Source organism: Paenibacillus sp. RRE4, assembly GCF_031844205.1.
Taxonomy (GTDB): Bacteria; Bacillota; Bacilli; order Paenibacillales; family Paenibacillaceae; genus Paenibacillus; species Paenibacillus xylanexedens_B.
Genome location: NZ_JAUZUT010000017.1, coordinates 16,751 through 41,156, shown reverse-complemented (window position 1 = coordinate 41,156; position 24,406 = coordinate 16,751). Strand labels below are relative to the sequence as shown.

At 47.9% G+C, this 24,406-nt stretch carries 20 protein-coding genes and 1 other annotated feature; all 20 genes read left to right on the top strand.

Annotated elements, in window-relative coordinates:
- Positions 1–171: 171 nt before the first annotated feature.
- The 20 genes from yihA (at position 172) to Q9R46_RS27625 (ending at position 24,344) form a co-directional block, all read left to right on the top strand.
- Positions 172–837, top strand: coding sequence for a ribosome biogenesis GTP-binding protein YihA/YsxC (gene yihA / locus Q9R46_RS27720; protein ID WP_311282518.1), 666 nt, complete (start codon positions 172–174; stop codon positions 835–837).
- A 340-nt stretch (positions 838–1,177) separates the two neighbouring features.
- A complete protein-coding gene (gene hemA, locus Q9R46_RS27715) occupies positions 1,178–2,563 on the top strand; it encodes a glutamyl-tRNA reductase (protein WP_145335325.1) in 1,386 nt (461 codons plus the stop codon).
- A gap of 14 nt (positions 2,564–2,577) precedes the next feature.
- The gene (ccsA, locus tag Q9R46_RS27710) at positions 2,578–3,405 is read left to right on the top strand and encodes a cytochrome c biogenesis protein CcsA (protein WP_373323281.1); all 828 of its coding nucleotides are present in this window, start codon (positions 2,578–2,580) and stop codon (positions 3,403–3,405) included.
- 4 nt (positions 3,406–3,409) lie between these two features.
- Positions 3,410–4,060 (top strand): precorrin-2 dehydrogenase/sirohydrochlorin ferrochelatase family protein, encoded by a 651-nt coding sequence (locus tag Q9R46_RS27705; protein ID WP_311282517.1) that lies wholly within the window; start codon positions 3,410–3,412, stop codon positions 4,058–4,060.
- 2 nt (positions 4,061–4,062) lie between these two features.
- Positions 4,063–5,013: a hydroxymethylbilane synthase gene (hemC, locus tag Q9R46_RS27700; RefSeq protein WP_311282516.1), complete on the top strand. Its 951-nt coding sequence runs from the start codon at positions 4,063–4,065 to the stop codon at positions 5,011–5,013.
- Between the two features lie 4 nt (positions 5,014–5,017).
- Complete coding sequence (cobA, locus tag Q9R46_RS27695) at positions 5,018–6,577, top strand: uroporphyrinogen-III C-methyltransferase (RefSeq protein ID WP_311282515.1); 1,560 nt, start codon at positions 5,018–5,020, stop codon at positions 6,575–6,577.
- 100 nt (positions 6,578–6,677) lie between these two features.
- Positions 6,678–7,679: a porphobilinogen synthase gene (gene hemB, locus Q9R46_RS27690; protein ID WP_311282514.1), complete on the top strand. Its 1,002-nt coding sequence runs from the start codon at positions 6,678–6,680 to the stop codon at positions 7,677–7,679.
- A 341-nt stretch (positions 7,680–8,020) separates the two neighbouring features.
- Complete coding sequence (gene hemL / locus Q9R46_RS27685) at positions 8,021–9,325, top strand: glutamate-1-semialdehyde 2,1-aminomutase (protein WP_311282513.1); 1,305 nt, start codon at positions 8,021–8,023, stop codon at positions 9,323–9,325.
- Complete coding sequence (locus Q9R46_RS27680; protein ID WP_311282512.1) at positions 9,322–10,242, top strand: RluA family pseudouridine synthase; 921 nt, start codon at positions 9,322–9,324, stop codon at positions 10,240–10,242. Before hemL ends, Q9R46_RS27680 begins: the two co-directional genes overlap by 4 nt.
- A 379-nt stretch (positions 10,243–10,621) precedes the next feature.
- Entirely contained in the window at positions 10,622–12,175 is a 1,554-nt protein-coding gene (locus Q9R46_RS27675; protein ID WP_311282511.1) for a LysM peptidoglycan-binding domain-containing protein, read from the top strand.
- 168 nt (positions 12,176–12,343) lie between these two features.
- Positions 12,344–12,628, top strand: a binding site (T-box leader).
- Between the two features lie 59 nt (positions 12,629–12,687).
- The gene (locus Q9R46_RS27670) at positions 12,688–15,351 is read left to right on the top strand and encodes a valine--tRNA ligase (protein WP_311282510.1); all 2,664 of its coding nucleotides are present in this window, start codon (positions 12,688–12,690) and stop codon (positions 15,349–15,351) included.
- A gap of 88 nt (positions 15,352–15,439) precedes the next feature.
- Positions 15,440–16,816: a bifunctional folylpolyglutamate synthase/dihydrofolate synthase gene (locus Q9R46_RS27665; RefSeq protein ID WP_311282509.1), complete on the top strand. Its 1,377-nt coding sequence runs from the start codon at positions 15,440–15,442 to the stop codon at positions 16,814–16,816.
- A 56-nt stretch (positions 16,817–16,872) separates the two neighbouring features.
- A complete protein-coding gene (gene murC / locus Q9R46_RS27660; RefSeq protein WP_253499916.1) occupies positions 16,873–18,192 on the top strand; it encodes a UDP-N-acetylmuramate--L-alanine ligase in 1,320 nt (439 codons plus the stop codon).
- A 280-nt stretch (positions 18,193–18,472) separates the two neighbouring features.
- Positions 18,473–19,726 carry an SPOR domain-containing protein gene (locus Q9R46_RS27655; protein ID WP_311282508.1) on the top strand — a complete coding sequence of 418 codons (1,254 nt, stop codon included), beginning with the start codon at positions 18,473–18,475 and terminating at the stop codon, positions 19,724–19,726.
- Between the two features lie 146 nt (positions 19,727–19,872).
- Positions 19,873–20,115, top strand: a complete 243-nt coding sequence (locus tag Q9R46_RS27650; protein ID WP_145335306.1) for a DUF4321 domain-containing protein — start codon at positions 19,873–19,875, stop codon at positions 20,113–20,115.
- Positions 20,116–20,205: 90 nt separating this feature from the next.
- Positions 20,206–20,820: a Maf family protein gene (locus tag Q9R46_RS27645; protein ID WP_311282507.1), complete on the top strand. Its 615-nt coding sequence runs from the start codon at positions 20,206–20,208 to the stop codon at positions 20,818–20,820.
- A 31-nt stretch (positions 20,821–20,851) separates the two neighbouring features.
- Positions 20,852–21,541: a RadC family protein gene (gene radC, locus Q9R46_RS27640; protein WP_311282506.1), complete on the top strand. Its 690-nt coding sequence runs from the start codon at positions 20,852–20,854 to the stop codon at positions 21,539–21,541.
- 187 nt (positions 21,542–21,728) lie between these two features.
- The gene (locus tag Q9R46_RS27635) at positions 21,729–22,763 is read left to right on the top strand and encodes a rod shape-determining protein (protein WP_090919103.1); all 1,035 of its coding nucleotides are present in this window, start codon (positions 21,729–21,731) and stop codon (positions 22,761–22,763) included.
- A gap of 175 nt (positions 22,764–22,938) precedes the next feature.
- Entirely contained in the window at positions 22,939–23,811 is an 873-nt protein-coding gene (gene mreC / locus Q9R46_RS27630; protein WP_145335300.1) for a rod shape-determining protein MreC, read from the top strand.
- Positions 23,811–24,344 (top strand): rod shape-determining protein MreD, encoded by a 534-nt coding sequence (locus Q9R46_RS27625; RefSeq protein ID WP_145335298.1) that lies wholly within the window; start codon positions 23,811–23,813, stop codon positions 24,342–24,344. Before mreC ends, Q9R46_RS27625 begins: the two co-directional genes overlap by 1 nt.
- The last annotated feature ends 62 nt before the right edge of the window (positions 24,345–24,406 follow it).

The window sequence follows — 24,406 nt, the reverse complement described above, 5'->3', positions numbered from 1 at the left end:
TGGAACGGTTTTTTTCGTGATAATCTGATGTTTTTCGGGTACAAAAGTTGTTTTTTTGGGTACAGGAGAGGTTTTTTTTGATATGATAGAAGGAATGATGGCATAATACGGGATGAAAATGTGGAAATGTTATGCTTGCAAGACAGGAGTTCAAGAGAGGAAAGATGCAATTTGAAAGTCAATCAATCTGAATTTATAATTAGTGCCGTTCGGCCTGAACAATATCCAGATGACGGCCTGCCGGAGATTGCCCTGGCGGGACGCTCCAATGTGGGCAAGTCATCACTGATCAACCGTTTGATCAATCGCAAAAATCTGGCACGCACAAGTTCAACTCCGGGTAAAACCCAGCAACTGAACTATTATAAGATCAATCAGGATCTGTATTTCGTCGATTTTCCGGGTTACGGGTACGCCAAAGTATCCAAAGAGCAACGTTTTGCCTGGGGTAAAATGATGGAAAAGTACCTGCTACAACGGGATGAATTGAAGCTTGTCATGCAGATGGTGGACATGAGACATGAGCCATCCAAGGATGACAAAATGATGAATGAATGGCTGCGCCATCATGGTCTGCCATTGGTCGTTGTGGCTACGAAGATGGACAAGATTCCCAAGACACGCAGAGCCAAGCACATTAAAGTTATCAAGGAAGCACTGGGCCTTCGATCAGGCGACTTGTTTGTGCCTTTTTCATCCGAGGAAGGTCTGGGCAAGGAAGAACTGTGGGATATTATTACCCGCCACGCCCGCGTAGACAAATATGCACCAGTTGAAGAAGAGTCCGATCACGAGACTGAACAAACTGTTCAAACAGCTGGGGATGACAACTACTAACCTATAATATTTGAAAACTCATCGTGTTTCCCGCACCTAGATAGTCATGGAATGATTCCATGACTATTTGTTATAAGCAGTCTTGAACAGGTTTGCAGAAATCCCCGTTTTCTCAAATATTCACTATTCGTTCCATATAACGAATAACGGTGTACATTGGTGAGACACTACAATATATCACAATGCATATGATAATCATCATGTTGATTTCATAAACATTTCATAAAAATGGGCGAGTGATGGACTTGATGTGTGATATAATTAACTATGTCAATCTGAACTGGATAGAGATATACAGTAAGCACTTTGATTGGAAATTTATTAGGCAGGTGAACTTGCAATGCACATCGTTGTTGTTGGTTTGAATTATCGCACGGCGCCTGTAGAGGTCAGAGAACGATTCACATTTGCAGAAAAGGACTTGTCTGAAGCGCTGCAGCAGCTCAAGCTGACCAAGAGTGTATTGGAAGGTGTAATCGTAGCCACTTGTAATCGTACGGAATTGTACGTTGTGGTCGACCGTCTTCACATGTGCGGTTATTTTATTCGAACATTCATGGAGCAATGGTTTAACGTTCCACGGGAAGAATTTACGCAACACTTATATATATACGAGGATGATCAAGCCATGCGCCATCTGTTCCGGGTCATTTGCGGACTGGATTCGATGGTCATTGGAGAGACTCAGATTCTCGGCCAAGTGAAACAGGCTTTTTTCAAAGCGCAGGAAGAGAAAGCAACCGGAACTTGGTTTAACCAATTGTTTAAACAGGCAGTTACCTTGGGCAAGCGGGCACATTCGGAGACTTCCATCGGGGAGAGTGCCGTTTCTGTCAGCTATGCTGCAGTTGAACTGGGCAAGCGGATTTTTGGTATGTTCACAGACAAGAAGGTGCTTATTTTGGGTGCCGGCAAAATGAGTGAACTTACCGTAAAACATCTGTATGCCAACGGTGCATCTGAAGTTATCGTAGCCAACCGGACTCTCGCCAGAGCGGAGGAGCTAGCCAGCAAATTCCGGGGGACGCCGTGTACGATGGAGCAGGCCATCACGAGATTGGGTGAAGTAGACATCGTCATCAGCTCTACAGGAGCAGAACGTTATATTCTCGATGCAGGTGTTGTCCGGGAGAGCATGAAGCGCCGGCAAGCACGTCCGCTGTTCCTGATTGATATTGCCGTACCACGTGATATTGATCCGGCAATTGGCGAAATCTCTAACGTATTCCTCTACGATATTGATGATCTGGAGGGCATTGTGGAGAGCAATCTGGAGATGCGTAAGGTGGAAGCTGCGAAGATTGAGAGAATGATTGAACTCGAGATGGAGGATTATTACCAGTGGCTCAAAACGCTTGGCGTTCGCCCAGTTATTCGGGCGTTGCAGGAGAAGGGCGTATCTATTCATGAAGAAACGATGGATAGTTTGTTTAACAAGCTTCCAGAGCTGGATGAGCATCAGCGTAAAGTCATTCGTCGTTTGACCAAAAGCATTGTCAATCAAATGACAACCGATCCGATCAATCGGATCAAGGAAATGGCAGGTACGAAGCAAGGTGATGAAGCGTTGCGCATGTTTACGCAGATTTTCGCGCTGGAGGATGCAGTCGAAATGGCTGCAGAAAAAGTGAATCAGAGTGATGCAACAGCTCTGGGCAAACCAGCGATTCACCTGAACGAAAACCGGCAAGACCCCGTGCCGGCTTATGTCCCGGCAGGCGTATAAGGCAGGTGGGCAGCTTGACCCTTGCTGAACAAGTCTATGAAGCTTTAATTTATATGTATGCCCTGAGCCTACTGTTCTATTTCTCGGACTGCATTCGACGCAATGCGGGGGCGAAGCGGACAGGCACAGGGTTTCTTGTTGTTGTTTGGGGCCTGCAAGTGACCCATGTTATCATGCGAATGTGGGCTGAAGGTCACTTCCCGATCTATACTACATTTGATTTTTTGTTTATTTTTTCTTTCAGTATTGTGCTGATGTCATTGATTATGACACGGGTTCAACGCTCAGAATTTGTTATCCTGCTACTCAACATCGTTGGATTCTCGGTAACGGTTCTGAACCGGTTGTGGTTTACTGCCGGCGAAATCTCGTTGCACAATTGGCAGACAGTTCACGGTTTGTTGATTATGCACATTACACTGGCTAATCTGGGCTTTGCGGCTTTAACGGTTGCTTCGGTGTTTGCGTTGTTGTACCTGTTCTTGCACCATAAGTTGAAAAACAAAAAATGGAATGATACGGTACGGCGTTTACCCAGCCTGGAGGTCATTGGAAAATATATGGATGGTGCCACATTGATTGGCACTCCGCTTCTTGGAGTATCGGTTGTGCTGGCTGTATTGTCCATCGTTGCGGAACGACGGTGGCATCTGTTGCTCGATCTGAAGGTGATTGCAACGGGTCTCGCGATTGCCATCTATGTTGGTTATTTCGTAGTCAAGAGAAGAAAGCAATTTTCGATGATGATCATGTCCAGATGGACATTGATTGGATATGCGCTTGTCATCATGAGCTTTTTATCCAATGCGTATTCAGCGTTTCATCGCTGGACGGGAGAGTGAGGATATGGAACATTACACGCCGATTTATGTAAATACTTCAGACAAATCTGTTCTCGTGATCGGTGGAGGACGTGTTGCTGAGCGTAAAGTAAGAGGATTGTTGCAGACTGAGGCCCGAATTACGGTCATCAGCCCTATGCTTACGCCCACTCTCGAACAATTGCATCAGGAATCCCGAATCGAGTGGATAGCCCGGTCCTACCGCAATGGAGATTTGCGGGGGGCCTTTCTCGTATATGCAGCAACGGACGATCTGCAAGTTAACCATGCCGTAGTTCAAGAAGCTGAAGCTGGGGCAATACTGGTGAACGATGCGATGTCTTCCGGTAATAGCCGTTTTATTACGCCGAGTGTGGTGAGGCGAGGTCGGTTAAGCATTGCCATCTCCACTGCCGGTGCAGGACCTGCGGCGGCGGCCGAGATTCGTGCTTTGCTTGAACAACAGTTTGGAGATGAATACGAGACGTATCTTGATTTTTTATATCAGATGAGAATGGAGATCAAATCTCGCGGATTGCCTCCAGCTGTAAGAAGTACGCTACTGCGCCGCCTAACGGAAATGGACATTTTGGATACGATCCGCACGGGTCAGTTTCAGTGGTGGAGCGAAGAAAAAATCGGGAACTGGATATCCCGTAATCAGGAGGAAATGTAGATATGCGTACAATTAAAGTGGGCAGCAGACAAAGTGCCTTGGCACTAACCCAGACCGGATATGTGATTCAGGATTTACGTGATATTTGTGAGCGGGAAGGTTTAGCTTTTGACTTTGAGGTACATAAGATCGTGACAAAGGGAGATCTCATTCTGGATGTAACGTTATCCAAAGTGGGTGGTAAAGGTTTGTTTGTTAAAGAGATTGAACAGGCGATGCTGGATCGCACCATCGATATGGCTGTTCACAGCATGAAGGACATGCCTTCCGAGCTTCCCGAAGGACTGGTGAACGGTGCAGTTCCCCGTCGAGCAGATTCGCGGGATGCTCTAGTTTCACGCGGAGGGCTTACGCTCGATCAACTGCCAGAGGGTGCACGGGTTGGAACAAGCAGTCTGCGCAGATCCAGTCAGTTGAAGGCGTACCGACCTGATCTTCAGCTGGAATCGATTCGCGGCAATATCGACTCACGTTTGCGAAAGCTTGAAACCGAGGGACTGGAGGCTATCATTTTGGCTGCAGCAGGTTTGTATCGAATGGGCTGGCAGGATCGGATTACGGAGTATCTGTCTGAGGAAGCCTGCCTTCCGGCTGTGGGCCAAGGAGCTCTAGGCATTGAGTGCCGTGAGAATGATGAAGAATTGCTACATCTGCTCACTCTCTACAACGATCCTGCAACCGCTGCGCCAGTCATGGCAGAGCGTCGGTTCCTGAGCGTGTTAAACGGGGGGTGTCAGGTACCGATTGGTGCACATGCGGTGTGGGTGCCGGAAGATGATTCCCTGAACCGTGAAAACAAGTTACAATTAACGGGAATGGTTGGGATGCCGGATGGCAGACTGATTTTGAAGGAAACATTGAGCGGTAAAGATCCGGTTCGCCTGGGAGAAGAAGTGGCTTGGAGATTAATTGATCGCGGGGCTGAACAGATACTGGCAGAAGTTAGGGGATGAAGGCATGGCGGGGAAAGTCTTTTTGGTAGGCGCGGGTCCTGGAGATGCAAGGCTGATTACGGTAAAAGGTTGGGAGAGCATAGGCAAAGCTGACGCCGTGGTTTATGATCGACTCGCGAGTCCACGATTGTTGAAACTGATGAAACCCGGTGCAGTCAAAATTTATGTGGGGAAACGACCGGATCGACATACGATGAAACAGGAAGAGATTAACCAGCTGCTCGTGGATCTGGCGCTTGAAGGCAAAGTGGTTGTACGTTTGAAAGGTGGAGATCCGACCATATTCGGACGGGTAGGGGAAGAAGCGGAGTTGCTGCATAAAAACGGCATTCCGTTTGAGATCGTACCTGGAGTAACCGCTGCAATCAGCGTGCCGGCTTACGCAGGTATTCCGGTGACACACCGGGATTATGCTTCCTCCATCTCGATCATTACCGGACATGAAAGCCCGGACAAGCTGGATCGCAGCATTCATTGGGATAAAGTCACAAACGCTACGGGCACACTGGTGTTTATGATGGGGGTTGCCAAGATTGGCTATATTAGCGAGCAACTCATTCGTCATGGCCGTCCGGCCAGCACACCGGTGGCGCTTGTGCGTTGGGGAACGCGGGCAGAACAGGATACCATCACGGGGACGCTGGAAGATATCGAAGCCAAAGTCATTGCGGCGAATTTTCAGCCACCAGCTGTCATCGTCGTTGGAGATGTGGTCAACCAGCGGGAGCAATTGAAATGGGCAGAGGTGCTACCGCTGTTTGGCAAACGAATTCTGGTTACCCGTGCCCGCAGTCAGGCGAGCGAACTGGTGAATCGCATTGAAGAGCTCGGTGGTGAACCCTATGAGTTCCCGGTCATTGAGACGGTTATGCCATCCAGCGACTCTTCCAAACAGAGTGTCAAAGATGCACTGCATGCGTTAAATACGTTTGATTGGGTCTTTTTCACAAGTGTCAATGGCGTGGAGTTTTTCTTCCGTCATTTGGAAAACGAAGGCAAGGACATTCGCTCGCTTCATCAGGCAAGAATTGCAGCTGTAGGGCCATCTACGGCAGAAGCATTGCGCAAGCACGGTATTGCACCTGAAGTTGTCAAAGGGCCTTTTCAAGCGGAAGGCATGCTTGAAGCGTTTGAAAGCGAGTTGAAGGCAGGACAGAACGTGCTGATTCCACACGGGGATCTCGCACGGTCGTGGTTGCCGGAGCAATTGAGAGAACGAGGGCTGCACGTTACCGAGGCGATTATCTATGACACCATTCTTGCAGGCGAGGACGATGACGAATTACTCAAACTGCTTGAAGAGGGCGGTATTCATGCGGTGACCTTCACCAGTTCATCTACTGTGAAGAACTTCATGAAGATGCTGAAACGAATGGGTGTGGAAGATCCATTGCCGTTGCTTAAGGGAGTAGAGGTTGCGTGTATTGGTCCGGTTACTGCAGAGACTGCAGAGGCTGCCGGGCTGGAGGTCACTTTGATGGCGAAGGAAGCTACAATGACTAGCCTGATCGATGTTTTATGTGAGTGGAAACGTGCGGGCAGTGTCAGTGCTGTCAACAATTAAGATGGACTAGCTTCGGCTGAATATGTGAAGCGTGCTGAATTCGAGAAGAACCAGCGCGCTTCCCTTTTTACAATATGAAATTTTAGGAGGTATAGGGTAGATGGGTTTTCCAATCGTACGACATCGCCGTTTACGTCAATCGGCAGGCATTCGCAACATGGTGAGAGAAGCACACTTGACTGTAGATGATTTTATTCAACCGATCTATGTCACATATGGTGAAAACGTAAAGTCCGAGATTACATCAATGCCGGGTGTATTTCGCTTCTCGCTTGACCGTCTGCAGGAAGAAGTCAAAGAAATTGCAGAACTTGGCATTCCGGCTGTACTGCTGTTCGGCATTCCGGAAACAAAAGACAGTGTGGGTTCATCCGGTTTTGCAGAGGATGGCATTGTGCAGGAAGCAACGAGATTGATCAAATCCTGGTATCCCGAATTGCTGGTGATTGCAGACACATGTCTATGTGAGTTCACCGATCATGGCCACTGCGGCATGGTTCATACTACGGAGATTGATGGACATATCTGCGGCGATGTTCTGAATGACGAGTCCTTGGAGTTGCTGATGAAAACGGCAGTATCGCAAGCCAAGGCAGGCGCAGATATTATCGCACCTTCGAATATGATGGATGGATTTGTACAGGCCATTCGTGCGGGTTTGGATGAGAACGGATTTAATCATATTCCGATTATGTCTTATTCCGTCAAATACGCTTCAGCATTCTATGGCCCATTCCGTGAGGCAGCAGATTCTACACCGCAATTCGGTGACCGGAAATCCTATCAGATGGACCCGGCAAACGCGCGGGAAGCGTTGCGCGAAGCGGAGACCGATGTGCTGGAGGGGGCGGACATGCTGATGGTCAAACCATCATTATCCTACCTCGATATTATGCGCACGATTAAGGATCAGTTTGATCTTCCGCTCGTAGCTTACAATGTAAGCGGAGAGTATGCAATGGTGAAGGCGGCCGCGATTCAAGGATGGATCGATGAGAAAAAGGTGGCTATGGAAATCTTACTCAGCATGAAACGTGCCGGGGCAGATATGATTATTACGTATTACGCCAAAGATGCATCAAGATGGCTGGCTGAAAGGTAAACCAACGACTACCAACGAGTAACCATATATGTTCTTTATCTATGCGAATAAAACCTATAGACCTTGCTTTTTTAAAGAGTGGTGCGGCAGACTATATAAGTTGAACAGATCATTTACACTGAAACGGAGAGGACAGAAAAAACCTGTAAAAGCGAAGCGTTCGCCTTTATCACCGGATTTTCCCCTTATGAAAAATAAAATCAAAAAATCTGGGGATAACAGCGATTGAAAGGTTATTCTGTCATCGGAGTGTCTGTGTAAATATCTTTAGTTCAACTTATCTAGTCATTAAATGCATCAGTCTCTCTGCAAGCGAGGTCGTTACATTAAGGAGGATGTTCATGACTGCACAACAAGGCAATCGTCGCAATGATGAGCGCTCACGTAGCGCATTTGAGGAAGCCAAGCAGTACATACCTGGAGGGGTGAACAGTCCGGTCCGGGCGTTTAAATCCGTGGGACTCACTCCGATTTATGTCGAGCGCGGTGAGGGCTCCAAGATCTATGATATTGATGGAAATGTGTTTATCGACTATGTAGGTTCATGGGGACCGCTAATTATGGGGCATGCTCATCCTGAAGTTGTGGAAGCACTCCAGGAGACAGCCCTTAAAGGCACAAGCTTTGGAGCACCGACCCTGCTTGAGACAGAGATGGCAAAACTGGTTTGCGAGCGTGTGCCTTCCATCGATATCGTACGCATGGTGAATTCCGGTACGGAAGCCACGATGAGTGCCATTCGATTGGCACGCGGGGTAACGGGACGTAGTAAAATTTTGAAATTTGAAGGTTCCTACCATGGTCATGCCGACAGTTTGCTGATCAAAGCTGGATCAGGGGTAGCCACACTGGGATTGCCGGACAGTCCCGGAGTGCCCGAGGGTGTGGCTTTGAATACAATCACGGTACCTTACAATGATTTACGGTCCGTGCGTCTTGCTTTTGAACGATTTGGAGAAGAAATTGCGGCTGTGATCGTAGAGCCGGTTGCTGGTAATATGGGGGTCGTACCTCCAGTTGCCGGTTTTCTGGAAGGATTGCGTAGTGTGACTACGGAGTATGGAAGCCTGCTAATCTTTGATGAGGTGATGACGGGTTTCCGTGTAGGACTTCACTGTGCACAAGGTCGATTTGGCGTTACACCGGATTTGACATGTCTGGGTAAAGTCATCGGCGGCGGTCTTCCTGTAGGAGCATATGGCGGTCGCCGGGATCTGATGGAACAGATTGCGCCGACAGGCCCAATCTATCAGGCTGGTACACTGAGTGGTAATCCGCTCGCAATGGCTGCAGGTTATACGACGCTGAAACTTTTGACACCGGAAGTTTATGATCGTCTGGAGATGTTGTCTGCACGTTTGCAGGCTGGATTCGAGAAAAATGCAGCAGAAGCAGGTGTGGCGGTAACGATCAACCGTGTCGGTTCAATGGTATGCCCATTCTTCAGTGCTGTACCGGTAACGAATTATGATATTGCCAAAGAAAGCAATCTGGATCAGTTCCGCCGTTATTTTGCAGCGATGATTGATCAAGGAGTTAGCGTGGCGCCTTCCCCGTATGAAGGGATGTTTGTGTCCGGCGTGCATACGGAGCAAGATATCGAGGATACCATTGAGGCCAACCGTAAGGCTTTGCAATCGTTATGAGTATAAAAAGCTGGAAACGTCGCGGTCAATGGCTTGAGCTGATGCCAGGCAAGGCGGTGACTGGAAAAGAAGACAGACAAGCTGCTGCTGAACAGTGGCTCCTGTCTGAACTCAAGTTTCCGGAGAAGCTGCTGCGTCAGCTCAAGGCAACCCAGGGAGTACAGCTAGCAGGGGACCGGCTTCGGCTGGCCCTTTTTGCTGTGCAACCGCTGGGAGTGGAACCACGTTGGGCTGATCTGGATGTACTGTATGAGGATGATTTCTGTCTCGTCGTGCACAAACCGGCCGGGATGAAGCTTCATCCGGATGGAGGCCGTGAAGAACAGGTCATTACGCTAGACCATGCGGTAGCTTCGTATTATGAGATCAATGGAACCCAGACCAGTGTACGTCACGTTCATCGTCTGGATGAAGATACGACCGGACCTGTTTTATATGCCAAAAATGCTTTTGCGCTCGCTAAACTGGATGAAGCGATGCGTCTCAAAGCGATTGATCGTCAGTACGTTGCCATCACAGATGGCCAAGTCCCCAGTGATCTCAGCAAGATTGATGCACCCATTGGTAAGGACAGACATCACAAGCAACGCAGACGTGTCTCCGAAGGAGGCCAGGATGCGATTACTCATGTGGACATCGTGCATATATGGGAGAGGGCTACACTCGTACGTCTGAAGCTGGAAACAGGGCGTACACATCAGATTCGCGTGCACCTCAGCTATGCCGGTCACCCTCTTGTCGGTGACAAACTGTACGGGGGGCGTTCGGACATCATAGGCAGGCAGGCATTGCATGGCGAGGTGCTGAGCTTTAATCATCCTTTAACGGGAGCCTTAATCGAAGTACAAGACCCGTGGCCAGCGGATTTTGAACAATTGGCAGCGAGGGAGAGTCATAGCGTAGAAGGACAGACCTGATTTACTGGGTCTGTTTTTTTGTTTTTGGCTTTCTAAGGTGTTTAAAAAGTGTTGTGACTATATAAGATAGCTATTTTTACACTTTAACGGAGAGGACAGAAAAAACCTGGAAAAGCGAAGCGCTCGCCTTTATCGCCGGATTTTTCCCTTTGGAAAAGGGAATTCAAAAAATCTGGAGATAACAGCGATTGGAAGGTTCTTCTGTCATCGGAGTGGACTGTGTAAACTCTTAGTTCAACATATACAGAACGGGCTTTTTCAACAAAGGTGGCATGCCCACCCTAGTTCAGGCATATAGATGGGTAACGAAGGATTGGACCATGGATCAGTCCCATGAGAAGGATCATGGTGAACATATGCCGAAAGGAGGACGCCACCTTTGTTGAATCAACCATATGGTTTACGGTTCGATATTTATGAGCGCGTTCATTTGTCTGAGGGAGTGCCTGCCATTGAGGAACTGGAGGAAATTGAACTCTATCCGCGTATTCAGGTGATTGGACAGGACGACCATGCCACCTTGAGGGGGCATCTGCTACTTACAGGAACGTACCGGGGGGAGAGCGAGGAGTCGGAGGAGTTAAAGCATTTTATTCCAGTCGAAATTACCGTACCATTGAACCGGGTTAGATCCATTGATGATATTTCAATCGAGATTGAAAATTTTGATGTAGATCTGTTGTCCAGCCGAAGTCTGAATATTACAGGTGTACTTTCCCTGCGAGGTATTGAAGGTTTCCCGGTCGATGAGCCACAAGTGTGGTCAGCAGATGAATTCACGGTTGTTCATTCTCCCGAGGCTCAGCCTGACAGCAGGGAGAACGAATTGAGTCAGACAGGGCAGTCCGAGCTGTCGGAACAAGCCGTGTTGCGTAACGAAGAGCAAGAGTTGGCGAATGCGGCTGAGCTTGTTGCATATGGTTCTCCGGAATCTGCTGATTTGTCTCCAAGAAGTGAACAGCAATCAGGGTATGAAGAACTATCACAAGCTTACTGGAACCAGTCATCCGCCGAGCCACTAACATCTGATGTCGCTTCAACGGATGAATCGGATGAAAATAGGTTGCCTGGTTCAGATGAGGGAATTGTACCATCACAGGCATCACATGAAATGCATGAAGTCCCTTCTCCAATCTCGTCATTCATGGCTGAAACGGCTGACAGATTAGCTTCTTATCCTGAAGCGGAGCCATTGCTTCCGATAGAGGACGAAGCCTCGGCATGGTCTGAACCTTCGGCAACGAGTGTATCCGAAAATTCAGGATCACGGAGTTCAGAGGTTTCTGAGCAGGCGCGTTCTGAAGCAGCATGGAAACCTCTTGAAGAACCCACGCCCGAGGTATGGCACTTTGAAGAAGCGCGCTCAGGTGGTTCGCAAGAAGAGCAGTTCATTTCGAGTGCTTCGGCACAGCCACAGACCGAGAACTGGCAAGATGTATTTGCTGGATCTGAAACGGCTCAGCCCGAAGAAGATCGGCCTTCACTGGATACGGCAGAGGAGGCCACGTTGTTACAGAATGAGGAGTATCTCCCTGAAGCAATTGCTGAGGCGGAAGACAAGCCAGAGCTTAAGGTTGCTTTTGGCAGCAAGAAAGAATCGTCACGAAGAGAAGAAGAAGGCGTGGGCATTTCTTCGCTGTTATCATCCGGGCGGGCCGTCCGTGAAGTTGAGGGTGAACGTAGTGAGGAGATTTCAGATGGAGTCGTTCCGGAAGAGGATCGTCAGGCAGAAGATATGGAATGGAAAAATCTATTCCTTGGTACGATTGTGGATCAGACGCCTTTCCGCAAAGTCAAACTATGCATCGTACAGCGCGAAGAAACACTCGATGCCATTGCAGATAGGTATCAGCTTAGCACCAGAGAGCTTCAGTTATATAATCGATTGACTGAACAGGTTGTTGAAGAAGGACAGATTCTATATATTCCTTAGTTACTGGAGATTCAGGATACCGTATCCTATAAAGCAGCCCGTAATTCCTCATAGGAATTGCGGGTTGTACCTGTTTTTGAACATTTTGGTCGTCTAATAGCCTCGTTCCGCTGTTGTCAGGTTGACTATCACGCACGAGCAAGGTATGATGTGTTTAGGATTTTTTGAACAATGACGTGGATCGGGAGTAGTAGACAGTATGACCTTTCAGAGAGTGGGATCGATGCGCTGTGAGATTCCGCAGGAACCAACTGATCGAAGTCGCCCGGGAGTTGCCTGTTTGAGTACTGGAGGTGGATGTAATACATTCGTTAACCTCGGAGGTAGGATAGGCCGGTCGCAGCCGTTATCTGCTTGAAGTGTCACGCCGTCCGATTGAGAGCTTGAACATTGATCTCTGTTATCAGCGTGAAACAAAGGTGGTACCGCGAAAGCTAACCTTTCGTCCTTTGATGGATGAAAGGTTTTTTTGTTTTTTTAGCGATGAAGATGACGTAACGGAGGAATGAAACATGTCTGAACAAAAAAAAGCAGCAACTGAAATGCCGACGACTTACGATCCGAAGGCGTCAGAAGATAAATGGTACTCCACCTGGACGGAGCGCGGGTATTTCCAAGCGGGTAAACGCAAGGATGCCGAGCCATATACCATTGTAATTCCACCCCCGAACGTAACGGGGATGCTTCACATCGGTCATGCACTTGACTTTACCCTGCAGGATATCCTCATTCGTACAAAACGGATGCAGGGATATGACGCACTTTGGCTGCCAGGTTCTGACCACGCAGGGATTGCGACCCAGACGAAAGTGGAACAGAAGCTGCGTGAAGAGGGATTGACGCGTTATGATCTGGGACGTGAGAAGTTTCTGGAGAAAGTCTGGGATTGGAAGGACCAGTACGCTACAACGATTCGTCAGCAATGGGGCAAAATGGGTCTGTCTCTCGACTACTCCCGTGAACGTTTTACGCTGGATGAAGGTCTGTCCAAAGCGGTGCGTAAAGTATTTGTACAGTTATATGAGAAAGGTCTTATTTATCGCGGTAAACGTATCATTAACTGGGATCCCGTGAATCGTACTGCGCTCTCGGATATTGAGGTTGAATATAAGGAAGTTCAGGGTCATCTCTATCATCTGCGTTATCCGCTCAAAGACGGGAGTGGTCACATTACTGTGGCAACGACACGTCCGGAAACGATGCTGGGTGATTCGGCTGTTGCCGTTCATCCTAAAGATGAACGTTATGCAGACATGATCGGTAAAACACTCGTATTGCCAATCATCGGTCGTGAGATTCCAATCATTGCGGATGACTACGTAGACAAAGAGTTCGGTAGCGGTGCAGTGAAGATCACACCTGCGCATGATCCGAATGACTTTGAAGTAGGTTTACGTCATGACTTGCCTCAAATTACCGTTATGGATGAAAGTGGAACAATGAATGCAGAAGCTGGTAAATACCAGGGGCTGGATCGTAGCGACTGCCGCAAACAGATCGTGGCGGATTTGAAAGAGCAAGGTGTCCTGATTAATATTGAAGATCATATGCATCAGGTTGGACACAGTGAGCGCACCGGAGCGGTAGTGGAGCCTTACTTGTCCACACAATGGTTCGTAGAGATGAAACCACTCGCGGAGAGAGCGATCAAAAAGCAGCAAAGCGGCGAAGGGGTTAACTTTGTTCCGGATCGTTTTGAGAAAACGTATCTGAACTGGATTGAAAACGTTCGTGATTGGTGTATTTCCCGTCAACTGTGGTGGGGACATCGTATTCCTGCCTGGTACGACGAAGAAACCGGTGAAGTGATTGTATCCGCGGAAGATCCAACAACATTGCCTGAATATGTAGGGCGCAAGTTGAAACAGGATGAGGATGTTCTGGATACGTGGTTTAGCTCTGCACTATGGCCGTTCTCTACATTGGGCTGGCCTGAAAATACAGATGATCTGAAGCGTTATTATCCAACAAATGTCCTCGTTACCGGTTATGACATCATTTATTTCTGGGTGGCACGTATGATCTTCACTGCCCTGGAATTTACGGATGAAATTCCGTTCAAGGATGTACTGATGCATGGTCTTGTACGGGACGCTGATGGACGTAAGATGTCCAAGTCTCTTGGGAACGGTGTAGACCCGCTGGATGTTATCGAGAAGTACGGTGCAGATGCGATGCGTTACATGATCTCGACCAGCAGTACTCCGGGGCAGGATTTGCGTTTCCGCTGGGAGCGGGTGGAGCAGGCTCGTAACTTTGCCAACAAAATCTGGAATGCTTCACGCTTCGCGTTGATGAATCTGGAAGGTTTCACTTATGAAGATCGTGACATCAGTGGCGAGCTCGGAACAGCGGATTATTGGATTTTGCACCGCCTCAACGAAACTTCCCGAGATATTACGCGTCTAATCGATGCGTATGAGTTTGGGGAAACAGGGCGTGTATTGTACAACTTTATCTGGGATGATCTCTGTGACTGGTACATCGAATTTGCCAAGCTTTCATTCTACGGAGAAGATCCGGTTGCGAAAAAGAAAACACAATCGGTGCTGGCTTACGTGCTGGATCAGACTATGCGCCTGATTCATCCGTTCATGCCGTACATCTCTGAAGAGATCTGGCAACATCTGCCTCATGAGGGAGAGACGATTACACTTGCTTCCTGGCCAGTATACGACCCTGCGCTGGAGAATCCGGGAGCTGTTGCGGAGATGAACTTGCTGATGGATACTATTCGTGCTGTTCGAAACATCCGTGCCGAAGTGAATGTGCCGATGAGCAAAAAGATCGAATTAATGGTCAAAGCGAACAGTGATGAAACATCTAGTATCATCGAACGCAACAGTCATTACATCAAACGCTTCTGTAACACATCCGAATTCGAGAGTGGATTGGATCTGAGTTCACCTGACAAAGCCATGACAGCGATCATCACGGGAGCGGAATTGTACTTGCCGCTCGCAGGTCTGATTGATATTGAGCAGGAAGTAGCTCGTCTGGAGAAAGAACTTCAGAACCTTGAAGGTGAAGTGCTCCGCGTGGAGAAAAAACTGGCGAATGAAGGATTCGTAGCGAAGGCTCCGGCTAAAGTTATCGAGGAAGAACGCGCCAAACAAGCGGATTATTCCGATAAACGGGATAAAGTCATCGCACGAATCAAAGAGCTCAAAGGTTAATATTAAAAAGGGTCGGATGGAACGCTTTTGGCGCCATCCGGCTGCTTTTTTCAATCTTCAATCAAACAGGGAACTGAAGGTGAATCAGATGACGGAATTAAACGGGACAGATAAAGCTACTCCTTTACAAACGTATGACGAGGCCGTGGACTGGATCAATGGCCTTATTGCTTTTGGTATCAGGCCTGGGCTTGAACGTATCGAGAACCTGATGTCACAGCTTGGCAATCCGCACCAACGGCTCAAATTCATCCATGTCGCGGGAACGAACGGTAAAGGTTCGACTTGCGCTTTTTTGACGTCGGTACTGCTCCAAGCGGGATATGACGTTGGAACGTTTACATCACCTTATATCACCAAGTTTACAAACCGTTTTCAATATAACGGTGAAGACATCCCGGAAGAGACCTTATTAAAACTGTCGAATCGCTTGCGTCCTCTCGTGACAGAGATGGCCTCAACACCGCTCGGTTCACCGACGATGTTTGAAGTATCGACGGCCTTGGCACTACTGTACTATGCGGAAGAGTGTTATCCCGATATTGTAGTATGGGAGACTGGGCTTGGGGGAAGGATGGACGTAACGAATATTGTCACTCCCGTTGTGTCCGTCATCACCAATATCGGAATGGATCATACGGATGTCCTTGGAGATACTGTTGAGCAGATTGCATGGGAAAAGGCAGGCATTATCAAGCCGGGAGTACCCGTTGTGACCTGTGCCATACAACCTGAAGCCATTAAGGTTATTCAGGAGAGGGCGAAGCAACTGCGTTCCACAGTGTATTTGGCTGGAGATCAATTTTCCTACCGAAGACTGGAAAGTGATAAGGAGGGGCAAAGCCTTCAATTTACCGGCCCATTCCGAGATCTGCATATTCACATTCGTATGCAAGGTGTGTACCAATGTGATAATGCGGCGGTTGCATTAATGTCTCTCGAATTGCTGAGACAATATATGGCATTTATGCTGGATGAAGACGATATAAAACTTGGTTTTGAGAGAGCCTTCTGGGCGGGGAGATTTGAGAAAGTCAGCGACAATCCTCTGATTGTCCTTGATGGAGCTCATAATCCCGAAGGGGCAGAATCGCTTGCCAAGAGTATTATCGACGGTTATCCCCAAAAAAAGTTAATTTTGATGATGGGTATGCTAGCGAATAAGCATCACGAAGCATATTTGCAGCATATACTGCCACTAGTGGATACGCTGATCCTGACCGAGCCAGATTTCCGCCGTAAAATGGCTGCAACCGAATTGTTGCAGATTGTCGAACGGGTACGTCCCGACATTGCGAAGCAGGAACTGGATATCATCGTCGAGCCGAATTGGGCAAAGGCACTTGATCTATTGAAGTCACGGACGGAAGCGGAGGATCTGGGGGTGGTTTCCGGCACGCTTTATCTGATTGCGGACGTGCGGGCGGCCCTTTTGCATCAAACCGATTCTGAAAAAGGTTGGTGAAAGTTTTGTTAAACACATCGGAACATGTTCATTTTATAGGGATTGGCGGTTATGGCATGAGTGCCATCGCCCGGGTTATGCTGGAGATGGGATATACCGTTACCGGATCGGATGTCGCTTCACAGGAGTTGACAGAGAAGCTGGCAGCCAAAGGGGCGAAAATATATATTGGACATACCGCGGAGCATGTGAACGGAGCGGATCTTGTCGTTTACTCTACAGCAGCTCCTGCGGATAATGTGGAGCGTGTAGCTGCGGAGCAGCTAAACATACCTATTCTACATCGCGCTCAGATGCTGGCGCGTTTGTTAAACGAGCGCAAAGGCGTGGCCGTTGCGGGTGCGCATGGCAAAACGACAACTTCTTCCATGATCGCGCTGGTTATGGAGCAATGTGAAATAGATCCTACCTATATTATCGGTGGAGAGATCATGAATTTGGGAACCAATGCCAAAGCAGGTCAAGGCGAGTGGGTTGTCGCGGAAGCGGACGAGAGCGATGGCTCTTTTTTACAGTACCATCCTTGGCTTGGCATCGTAACGAACATTGAAGCTGACCATCTAGAGAATTATAACAGTGACTTCGAGGAACTAAAGAAAGCCTATGTACAGTTTCTCAGTCAGATTCGTCCAGAGGGCACAGCCATTGTATGCGCTGATGATGAAAATGTGCAGGCTATTTTGCCGCATCTCAAGTCTCGCATTACAACATACGGTATCGAGCAGGCTGCTGATTACACAGCTACAGATATCGTTCTCGGGGATCGCCGTATCTCGTTCACCATGAATCATCGAGGTACAGCAATGGGAACAGTGGAGTTGTCAGTACCTGGTAAGCACAACGTCTACAATGCGATGGCTACGGTTATTACCTGTCTCGAAGCAGGCATTCCGTTTGAGAAGATTACTGCGGCTATCGTGCAATTCCATGGGGCGAAGCGAAGATTTCAGGTGTTAGGTGAGGCGCGTGATATGCTGATTATTGACGATTATGCTCACCACCCTACGGAAATTGAAGCTACAATCAGTGCGGCGAAAGCGACAGGTAAACGGATTATTGCTGTATTTCAGCCGCAACGTTATACGCGGACATTTTTCTTGTTGGATGCGTTCAGCCGGGCTTTTGCCGAAGCGGATGAGGTGCTGATTACCGATATCTATTCACCTGCCGGTGAAAAGCAGATCGAAGGTGTTCACTCCGCAAGACTCGTTGAACTGATCGTACAGAACAGCAATGCATCAGCAAGATACCTGCCGACCAAAGAGGAAGTTGTGGCTGATCTTGAGCCGCGGCTACAACCAGGAGATCTTGTACTTACGATGGGTGCGGGGGACATTTGGAAAGTGGGCGATATACTCGCCAAAGGTTTGAAATAATTTTTTGATTTCAAAATGATGCAAGTTGAACTTAGGGATCAAAAAATTTGGGGCCAATCGCTACGATTCTGGTGACTGCTCATCGGAGTACATGTTCCATGGTCTTTTGGATCAACGGGTACCGTACTGAAAACGTCTGTCTTCTTCATGAAGCCAGGCGTTTTTGGCTTGGGTTTTATATGATTAGAGAGTCTGAAGATTTGTGCATTTGCATTCCGTGGAATGTTCCCCCCAATCTCAACATATAGATGAAATAAATGGGACAAAGGAGAGGGTACGGGTGAGCAATGCCAGAATGACGTTTCGCTTCGGAGATCAGGAGTCGGACAAGCTGGGGGATCAGGAGATACCAGCATCTAGTACGCTGGTCACAGTGAATGGGAACTTGTCTAATAAAGCACAGACACTGGTGAATCCTGAACCAGACAAAAACAACACGACAGTATCATCGTGGACAGCAGAGGACATGCCTGTGGATTGGGGAGGAACGATTCTGGCAGATGCTGCCCGATCTGAATCGAATCGTTTGAAACATACAGATTCACTAAATTACCAGAGTTCCGATTCAGATGTAGATTTTGACTCTCGCTCAGCCTATACAAATTACACTTCAGATCGGAATGCGCAGTACGATCCGTATGAATCTGAAAGGATAGATGATCTGGATCAGGGCCATAACTGGATGGCCGAATCAGAGAACTATTCGTATAAACGAAATCGACCTCCCAGGGGATGGAAGATGATCGGGTCTGTTTCAGGAGCATTGGTAACCGGAGCGCTGTTCGGTATGGTTATTTTGTCCTTTTTTAACAAGGAGAGCGTGGTAAAACCGGATGAAATGTTACCTGTGAATCAGAGCGTTTCTACTGTGTCAGGTCAGGAGGGGGGGGCTGGAACTGCAGGGCAACTTGAAGTATCATCTGCAGGTGGTACATATTATGCCCTGCAATACGGGGTATTCAGTTCCCCGGAACGGGCGGAACAAGCGAAGCTTGAACTCACTCAAACGGGCTTGGCTGCGAGTTCGGACCCTGAAGATGGCAATCGTGTATATGCCGGTATCTCAGCGGATCGTGAGGAGGCCAAGCTCCTCAGTACCAGACTAAAGTCTCAGGGAGTCGAACTGTATGTCAAAGAGATCGTTAATCCTGCGGTGGATCCTGCGATTTTTGGTAATAAGCAGGAGGACGTTGCTCTTTTTTTCAAAAACAGCTCCGCGCTTGTCGATCAGTTATCAACACTCTCGATCCAACAATTGGGTCAGTCCGTACAAGCAGCCATTTCACCAGAGATGATGGCAGCGCTACAGACGCAACATCAAACATGGTTGACTGGCATAAAGAGCCTTGCGCCTGGAATGGCGGTAGACGTTCAACCGGTTGTGGCCAGCATGGAGAAATCCATGAACAGTGCGATAACGGCCATTACCGAGTATAATAAAAATCCGGACGCTGTTCACATGTGGGCGGTACAGTCAGATTTGATGGAGTATGTGCTCCAACAAAAAAAGTGGCTTCAGTCCATAAAGCAATAAAGCTCCCTCTCCCATAACAACGGCTCAAAACTCCTATCCGGCAAGGAACTGGAAATAGTTCCCCCTGCCGGATTTGTGTTTGTATTGACGTACAAAACCCCGTATAATAATGTGGGTGTCAAAAAATGGCGAGGGAAGATTAACCGATGAAAAAAAACTTCGGCGTGTTATTATTGTTTCTGCTGCTTGGCTGGATGGCCGGAGCGTGGATCGCCAAGGCACTGCAGCCTGTTAAAGCTGTAGCCTTTTTAACCAAGGTCACGACGATTCGCTGGTCGCCCCAGGCTGATCTCGATATTTTCAGTTATGACCTTTCATTTCAATTTCAAATGAGCCTCCTGAGTCTGGTTGGTATTATTGCGGCTGTGTGGCTATATCGCAGACTGTAGGAGAATGACGAATGTTGACCAAAAAAAATAAACTAGTGACATCTATTATTGTGATTCGGACAGGTGTTGCCGTAGTATAAGGAGCCGTTAATGTCGAATAAAACAGAACAGCGCCCGATTATTCTGGCCTCCACATCGCCGCGGCGCAAGGAACTGATCGCGTCACTCCATTTAGCGTTTGAAGTTATACCAAGTTATGCCGATGAGAATACACCATCAGACTGGACTCCAGAGCAGACCGTGCAAGAACTGGCTCTTCGCAAGGCGCTTGCTGTGTATCGTGGACTGGAAGGTAGCAGTAAAGACGCCATTATCGTCGGCAGTGATACCGTTGTTGTGCTTGACAACGAGATTCTGGGCAAGCCTGTGGATGAGTCTGATGCTGAGCGGATGTTGTCACGTTTGCAAGGACGGGAACATCGTGTGTTTACAGGTGTCGCTTGTATTGATGCAGCTACCGGACATTCGGTGGTGCATTATCGTCAGACGAATGTAATGATGAAGGAACTGTCTGAAGCTACGATCCGTGCTTACGTGAAGACAGGAGAACCTTCAGACAAAGCAGGGTCATATGCTATTCAAGGCATTGGCGCTTCACTGATCGACCGCATTGAAGGATGTTACTTTAATGTGGTAGGCTTGCCACTATCCTTGCTCAGTGACATGCTGGAGGGATTTGGCGTGTACGTATTGCCAGAGAATTAATCAAAATGAATGCTGTGAAAAGAGGGAACGTATGGAGTCGCCTCAATACATGATGCGCGACATCCCCCAGGAAGATCGCCCGAGAGAACGCATGGTGGAGTATGGGGCGGGCGCCTTAAGTCATACCGAATTGCTTGCCATATTACTTCGAACAGGAACGAGACAGGAATCAGCGATGCATATGGCACAGCGGATACTGAATCAAGCAGGCGGAATCCGTTCGTTGATGGATCTGAGCCTTGAAGAGCTGACGGCGATGAAGGGTATTGGACAAGCCAAAGCGGTTCAGCTTAAAGCTGGAATTGAACTGGGCCATCGAATTGCCAAGAGTCGTCTTGCTCCTTCGACATCGATTCGTACACCGCGTGATGCTGCGGATATTCTAATGGAACAACTGCGTTACCTGCAGAAAGAACATTTTGTGTGTCTTTTTTTGAATAGCAAAAATCATATCATAGCTCAGGAAACACTCTCCATGGGTAGCCTTAATGCTTCAATTGTACATCCGCGTGAAGTATTTCGTGCCGCCATCAAATGTAGCAGTGCCTCAATTGTATGCGCACATAACCATCCCAGCGGTGATCCAACGCCCAGCCCGGAAGATATTCAGATAACCAAAAGACTGATTGAAGCCGGCGCAATCGTGGGCATTGACGTTCTGGACCACCTTGTTATCGGTGATGGAACATACGTAAGTTTGAAGGAGAAGGGCTTGGTATAATATAATGGTTGGCGTTGATGTTTTCCTATGAATGATAACGGACGTGTCCGTCAAAGATAGGTTCACTTTACTTTGCAGATTCAAAATACTACATGCGAATATTAGCTCCACGGTTTCGTGGAAATGAAAGTTATGCTCTTGCAATGATACAGGAGCAGCAATATGAGGCAGAAAAGGAGAATACGTCATGTTTGGTGGTTTTACGAAAGATTTGGGTATTGATTTGGGGACAGCGAATACGCTGGTTTATGTACGTGGAAAAGGAATTGTGGTGCGCGAGCCTTCGGTTGTTGCACTGCGTACGGATACAAAAAGCATCGAAGCTGTGGGTGAGTCCGCTAAAAAAATGATCGGACGTACACCTGGCAACATTCGCGCCATTCGTCCAATGAAAGACGGCGTAATTGCTGACTTTGATACTACTGCAACGATGATTAAATACTTTATTCGTCAGGCGCAGAAGCAGCGCTCTATGTTTCAGCGTCATCCTAACGTGATGGTATGTGTACCATCCGGAATTACGGCAGTAGAACAACGTGCGGTTGAAGATGCGACCAAACAGGCGGGAGCTCGTGAGGCTTACACGATCGAAGAACCATTTGCAGCCGCTATTGGTGCGGATCTGCCCGTATGGGAACCGACAGGCAGTATGGTCGTTGATATTGGCGGCGGTACAACTGAAGTGGCTGTCATTTCTCTAGGCGGTATCGTAACCAGCCGTTCGGTGCGCGTAGCAGGTGACGAGATGGATGAATCCGTGATTCAGTACATCAAACGCCAATACAATCTGATGATCGGTGAACGTACATCCGAACAGTTGAAGATGGATATCGGTTCAGCTATGCCGCTGGAGCAAGTGGAAACGATGGAAATCCGCGGACGTGATCTGGTAACAGGTCTGCCTAAGACGATAACCATTACTTCTGATGAGATCAGCGAAGCTCTGGCCGACACCGTGAATGCTATTGTTGAAGCGGTAAAAGTAACACTTGAGAAGTGCCCTCCTGAGCTTGCAGCAGACATTATGGATCGTGGAATTGTCCTGACAGGCGGCGGAGCTCTGCTTCGTAATCTGGACAAGTTGCTTGCTGGTGAGACAGGAATGCCTGTCATTGTTGCTGAGAACCCGCTGGATTGTGTAGCCATCGGAACCGGTAAAGCACTGGAGAATATTCATATGTTCAAAAGCAGAAGCAGTTCAGCAGTTCGTTCCAAGCGTTAATGAATTGCTTGCCGTCCCTGATTGGGCTGCAACACTTCAATGTAGAGTACCCGGATGTCCCGGGAGAGCTATAACCCGCTTAACAGGGGAGGATCGATTGATATTCTCGCAGGGACTTCAGGTCTGATGTCTCCCCACCGGGCTGGGCTCGGAAGAGAATAATGGATGTTAGAGGGTGTTGGAACTGTTTAAACTGCTTGGCAACAAAAGACTTTTTGTTTTGCTGGTGGGCCTTGTTACATTTATCGCGCTGATGGGCTTTACGCTTAGTCCGCGAGCCAATTTATCCTGGCCGGAGAAATTCCTGAAGGATTCAGTTGGATTTGTACAATACGTATTTTACAAGCCCGCTTCTTATGTAGCGGGCTTTTTCAAAGATGTGGCGAACATGCGTGCGGTGTACGAGGAAAATGAAGAGCTTCGTATCGCGATGGGACACTATACACGTGACCGATTGAAATACAATGATTTGGAGCAGACAAATCAGCAGCTTCAGAAGGCACTTAATTTTACAAAAGAACAACAAAATCGATACAACTACGGTTCTCGAATTGCCCAAGTAATAAGCGCCAACTCCGATCCTAACAGTAGAACGATCAACATAGACATCGGGGAGAACGCCGGCATTAAACCGGGTATGGCCGTTACTTCACAGGAAGGGCTGGTTGGGGTCATCAGCCATGTCAGTTCGTATACATCGACGGTGAACTTGCTAACTTCGATGGATGCCAATGACCCGACATCGAATGCGATTGCAGCTACGGCTGTGGGTAAAGAGAAAGTATTTGGCATGATCGAGAGTTATGATCCGAAGAGCGGTATGCTGAAGATGACCAAGATCGCAGAGGATTCCAATATTGCAAAAGATGATGAAATCATCTCTTCCGGCATAATCAACAATTTTCCGAAGTATATGCGCATTGGTAAAGTGAAGAGTATCGAGAAAAGCGAGTATGGTTTAACGAAGACGGCTACGATCGAGCCATATGCGAATTTTCTGGACTGGAAAGAGCTGATTGTAATCATTCCGCCCGAGGTTAAAGAATAATGGTCACGCGCAAACAGGTTCTGTTTCTGCTACTGTTCGTTCTGTTTATTGCTGAAGATACGATTCTGCCGCAGATCATTCCTTCGGCTTGGCAAATGCGTATATCAGCCAACCTGGTTTATATCGTTATTTTGTTTTTTGCTGTGTATCATCACAGGCATACAGCCCTTGTGCTCGGCATATTATTTGGACTCTTGCATGATGTCGTTTTCTACGGGGAGATGATTGGGCCTTACGGATTCTCCATGGGATTATCTGCTTATATGATGGGACTCATATTTCAAGCGCCTCGTGCACCGATGCCTATCATGGTTTCAGTTGTCCTGCTTGGAAGTTTGCTGAATGATACGATGTTATTTTTCTTATACAAGCTCTTCCAGCTCAATCATGTTACCTTTGACTGGGCACTGATTGAATACATGATTCCTAATCTGTTTGTTCACTTTGTGTTTACCCTGATCATTTATGTGCCTCTGCGCAAACAGCTGGAGAAGATCGGCACACCTAAAAGTAAAGCAGATGAAGCTTCCTGATGACATTTATGCAGCAAGAAGCAGGAACTTGGGAACCGGGGCACGAAATGTAATGAGATGGG

Bases quoted from the DNA above. Each gene is read 5' to 3' on its own strand.
- Q9R46_RS27635 (WP_090919103.1), top strand. From the start codon at position 21,729: ATGTTTGGTGGTTTTACGAAAGATTTGGGTATTGATTTGGGGACAGCG.
- Q9R46_RS27645 (WP_311282507.1), top strand. From the start codon at position 20,206: ATGTCGAATAAAACAGAACAGCGCCCGATTATTCTGGCCTCCACATCG.
- hemL (WP_311282513.1), top strand. From the start codon at position 8,021: ATGACTGCACAACAAGGCAATCGTCGCAATGATGAGCGCTCACGTAGC.
- hemB (WP_311282514.1), top strand. From the start codon at position 6,678: ATGGGTTTTCCAATCGTACGACATCGCCGTTTACGTCAATCGGCAGGC.
- Q9R46_RS27625 (WP_145335298.1), top strand. From the start codon at position 23,811: ATGGTCACGCGCAAACAGGTTCTGTTTCTGCTACTGTTCGTTCTGTTT.
- Q9R46_RS27705 (WP_311282517.1), top strand. From the start codon at position 3,410: ATGGAACATTACACGCCGATTTATGTAAATACTTCAGACAAATCTGTT.
- Q9R46_RS27670 (WP_311282510.1), top strand. From the start codon at position 12,688: ATGTCTGAACAAAAAAAAGCAGCAACTGAAATGCCGACGACTTACGAT.
- radC (WP_311282506.1), top strand. From the start codon at position 20,852: ATGGAGTCGCCTCAATACATGATGCGCGACATCCCCCAGGAAGATCGC.
- Q9R46_RS27650 (WP_145335306.1), top strand. From the start codon at position 19,873: ATGAAAAAAAACTTCGGCGTGTTATTATTGTTTCTGCTGCTTGGCTGG.
- hemA (WP_145335325.1), top strand. From the start codon at position 1,178: ATGCACATCGTTGTTGTTGGTTTGAATTATCGCACGGCGCCTGTAGAG.
- Q9R46_RS27680 (WP_311282512.1), top strand. From the start codon at position 9,322: ATGAGTATAAAAAGCTGGAAACGTCGCGGTCAATGGCTTGAGCTGATG.
- cobA (WP_311282515.1), top strand. From the start codon at position 5,018: ATGGCGGGGAAAGTCTTTTTGGTAGGCGCGGGTCCTGGAGATGCAAGG.
- Q9R46_RS27665 (WP_311282509.1), top strand. From the start codon at position 15,440: ATGACGGAATTAAACGGGACAGATAAAGCTACTCCTTTACAAACGTAT.
- murC (WP_253499916.1), top strand. From the start codon at position 16,873: ATGAGTGCCATCGCCCGGGTTATGCTGGAGATGGGATATACCGTTACC.
- hemC (WP_311282516.1), top strand. From the start codon at position 4,063: ATGCGTACAATTAAAGTGGGCAGCAGACAAAGTGCCTTGGCACTAACC.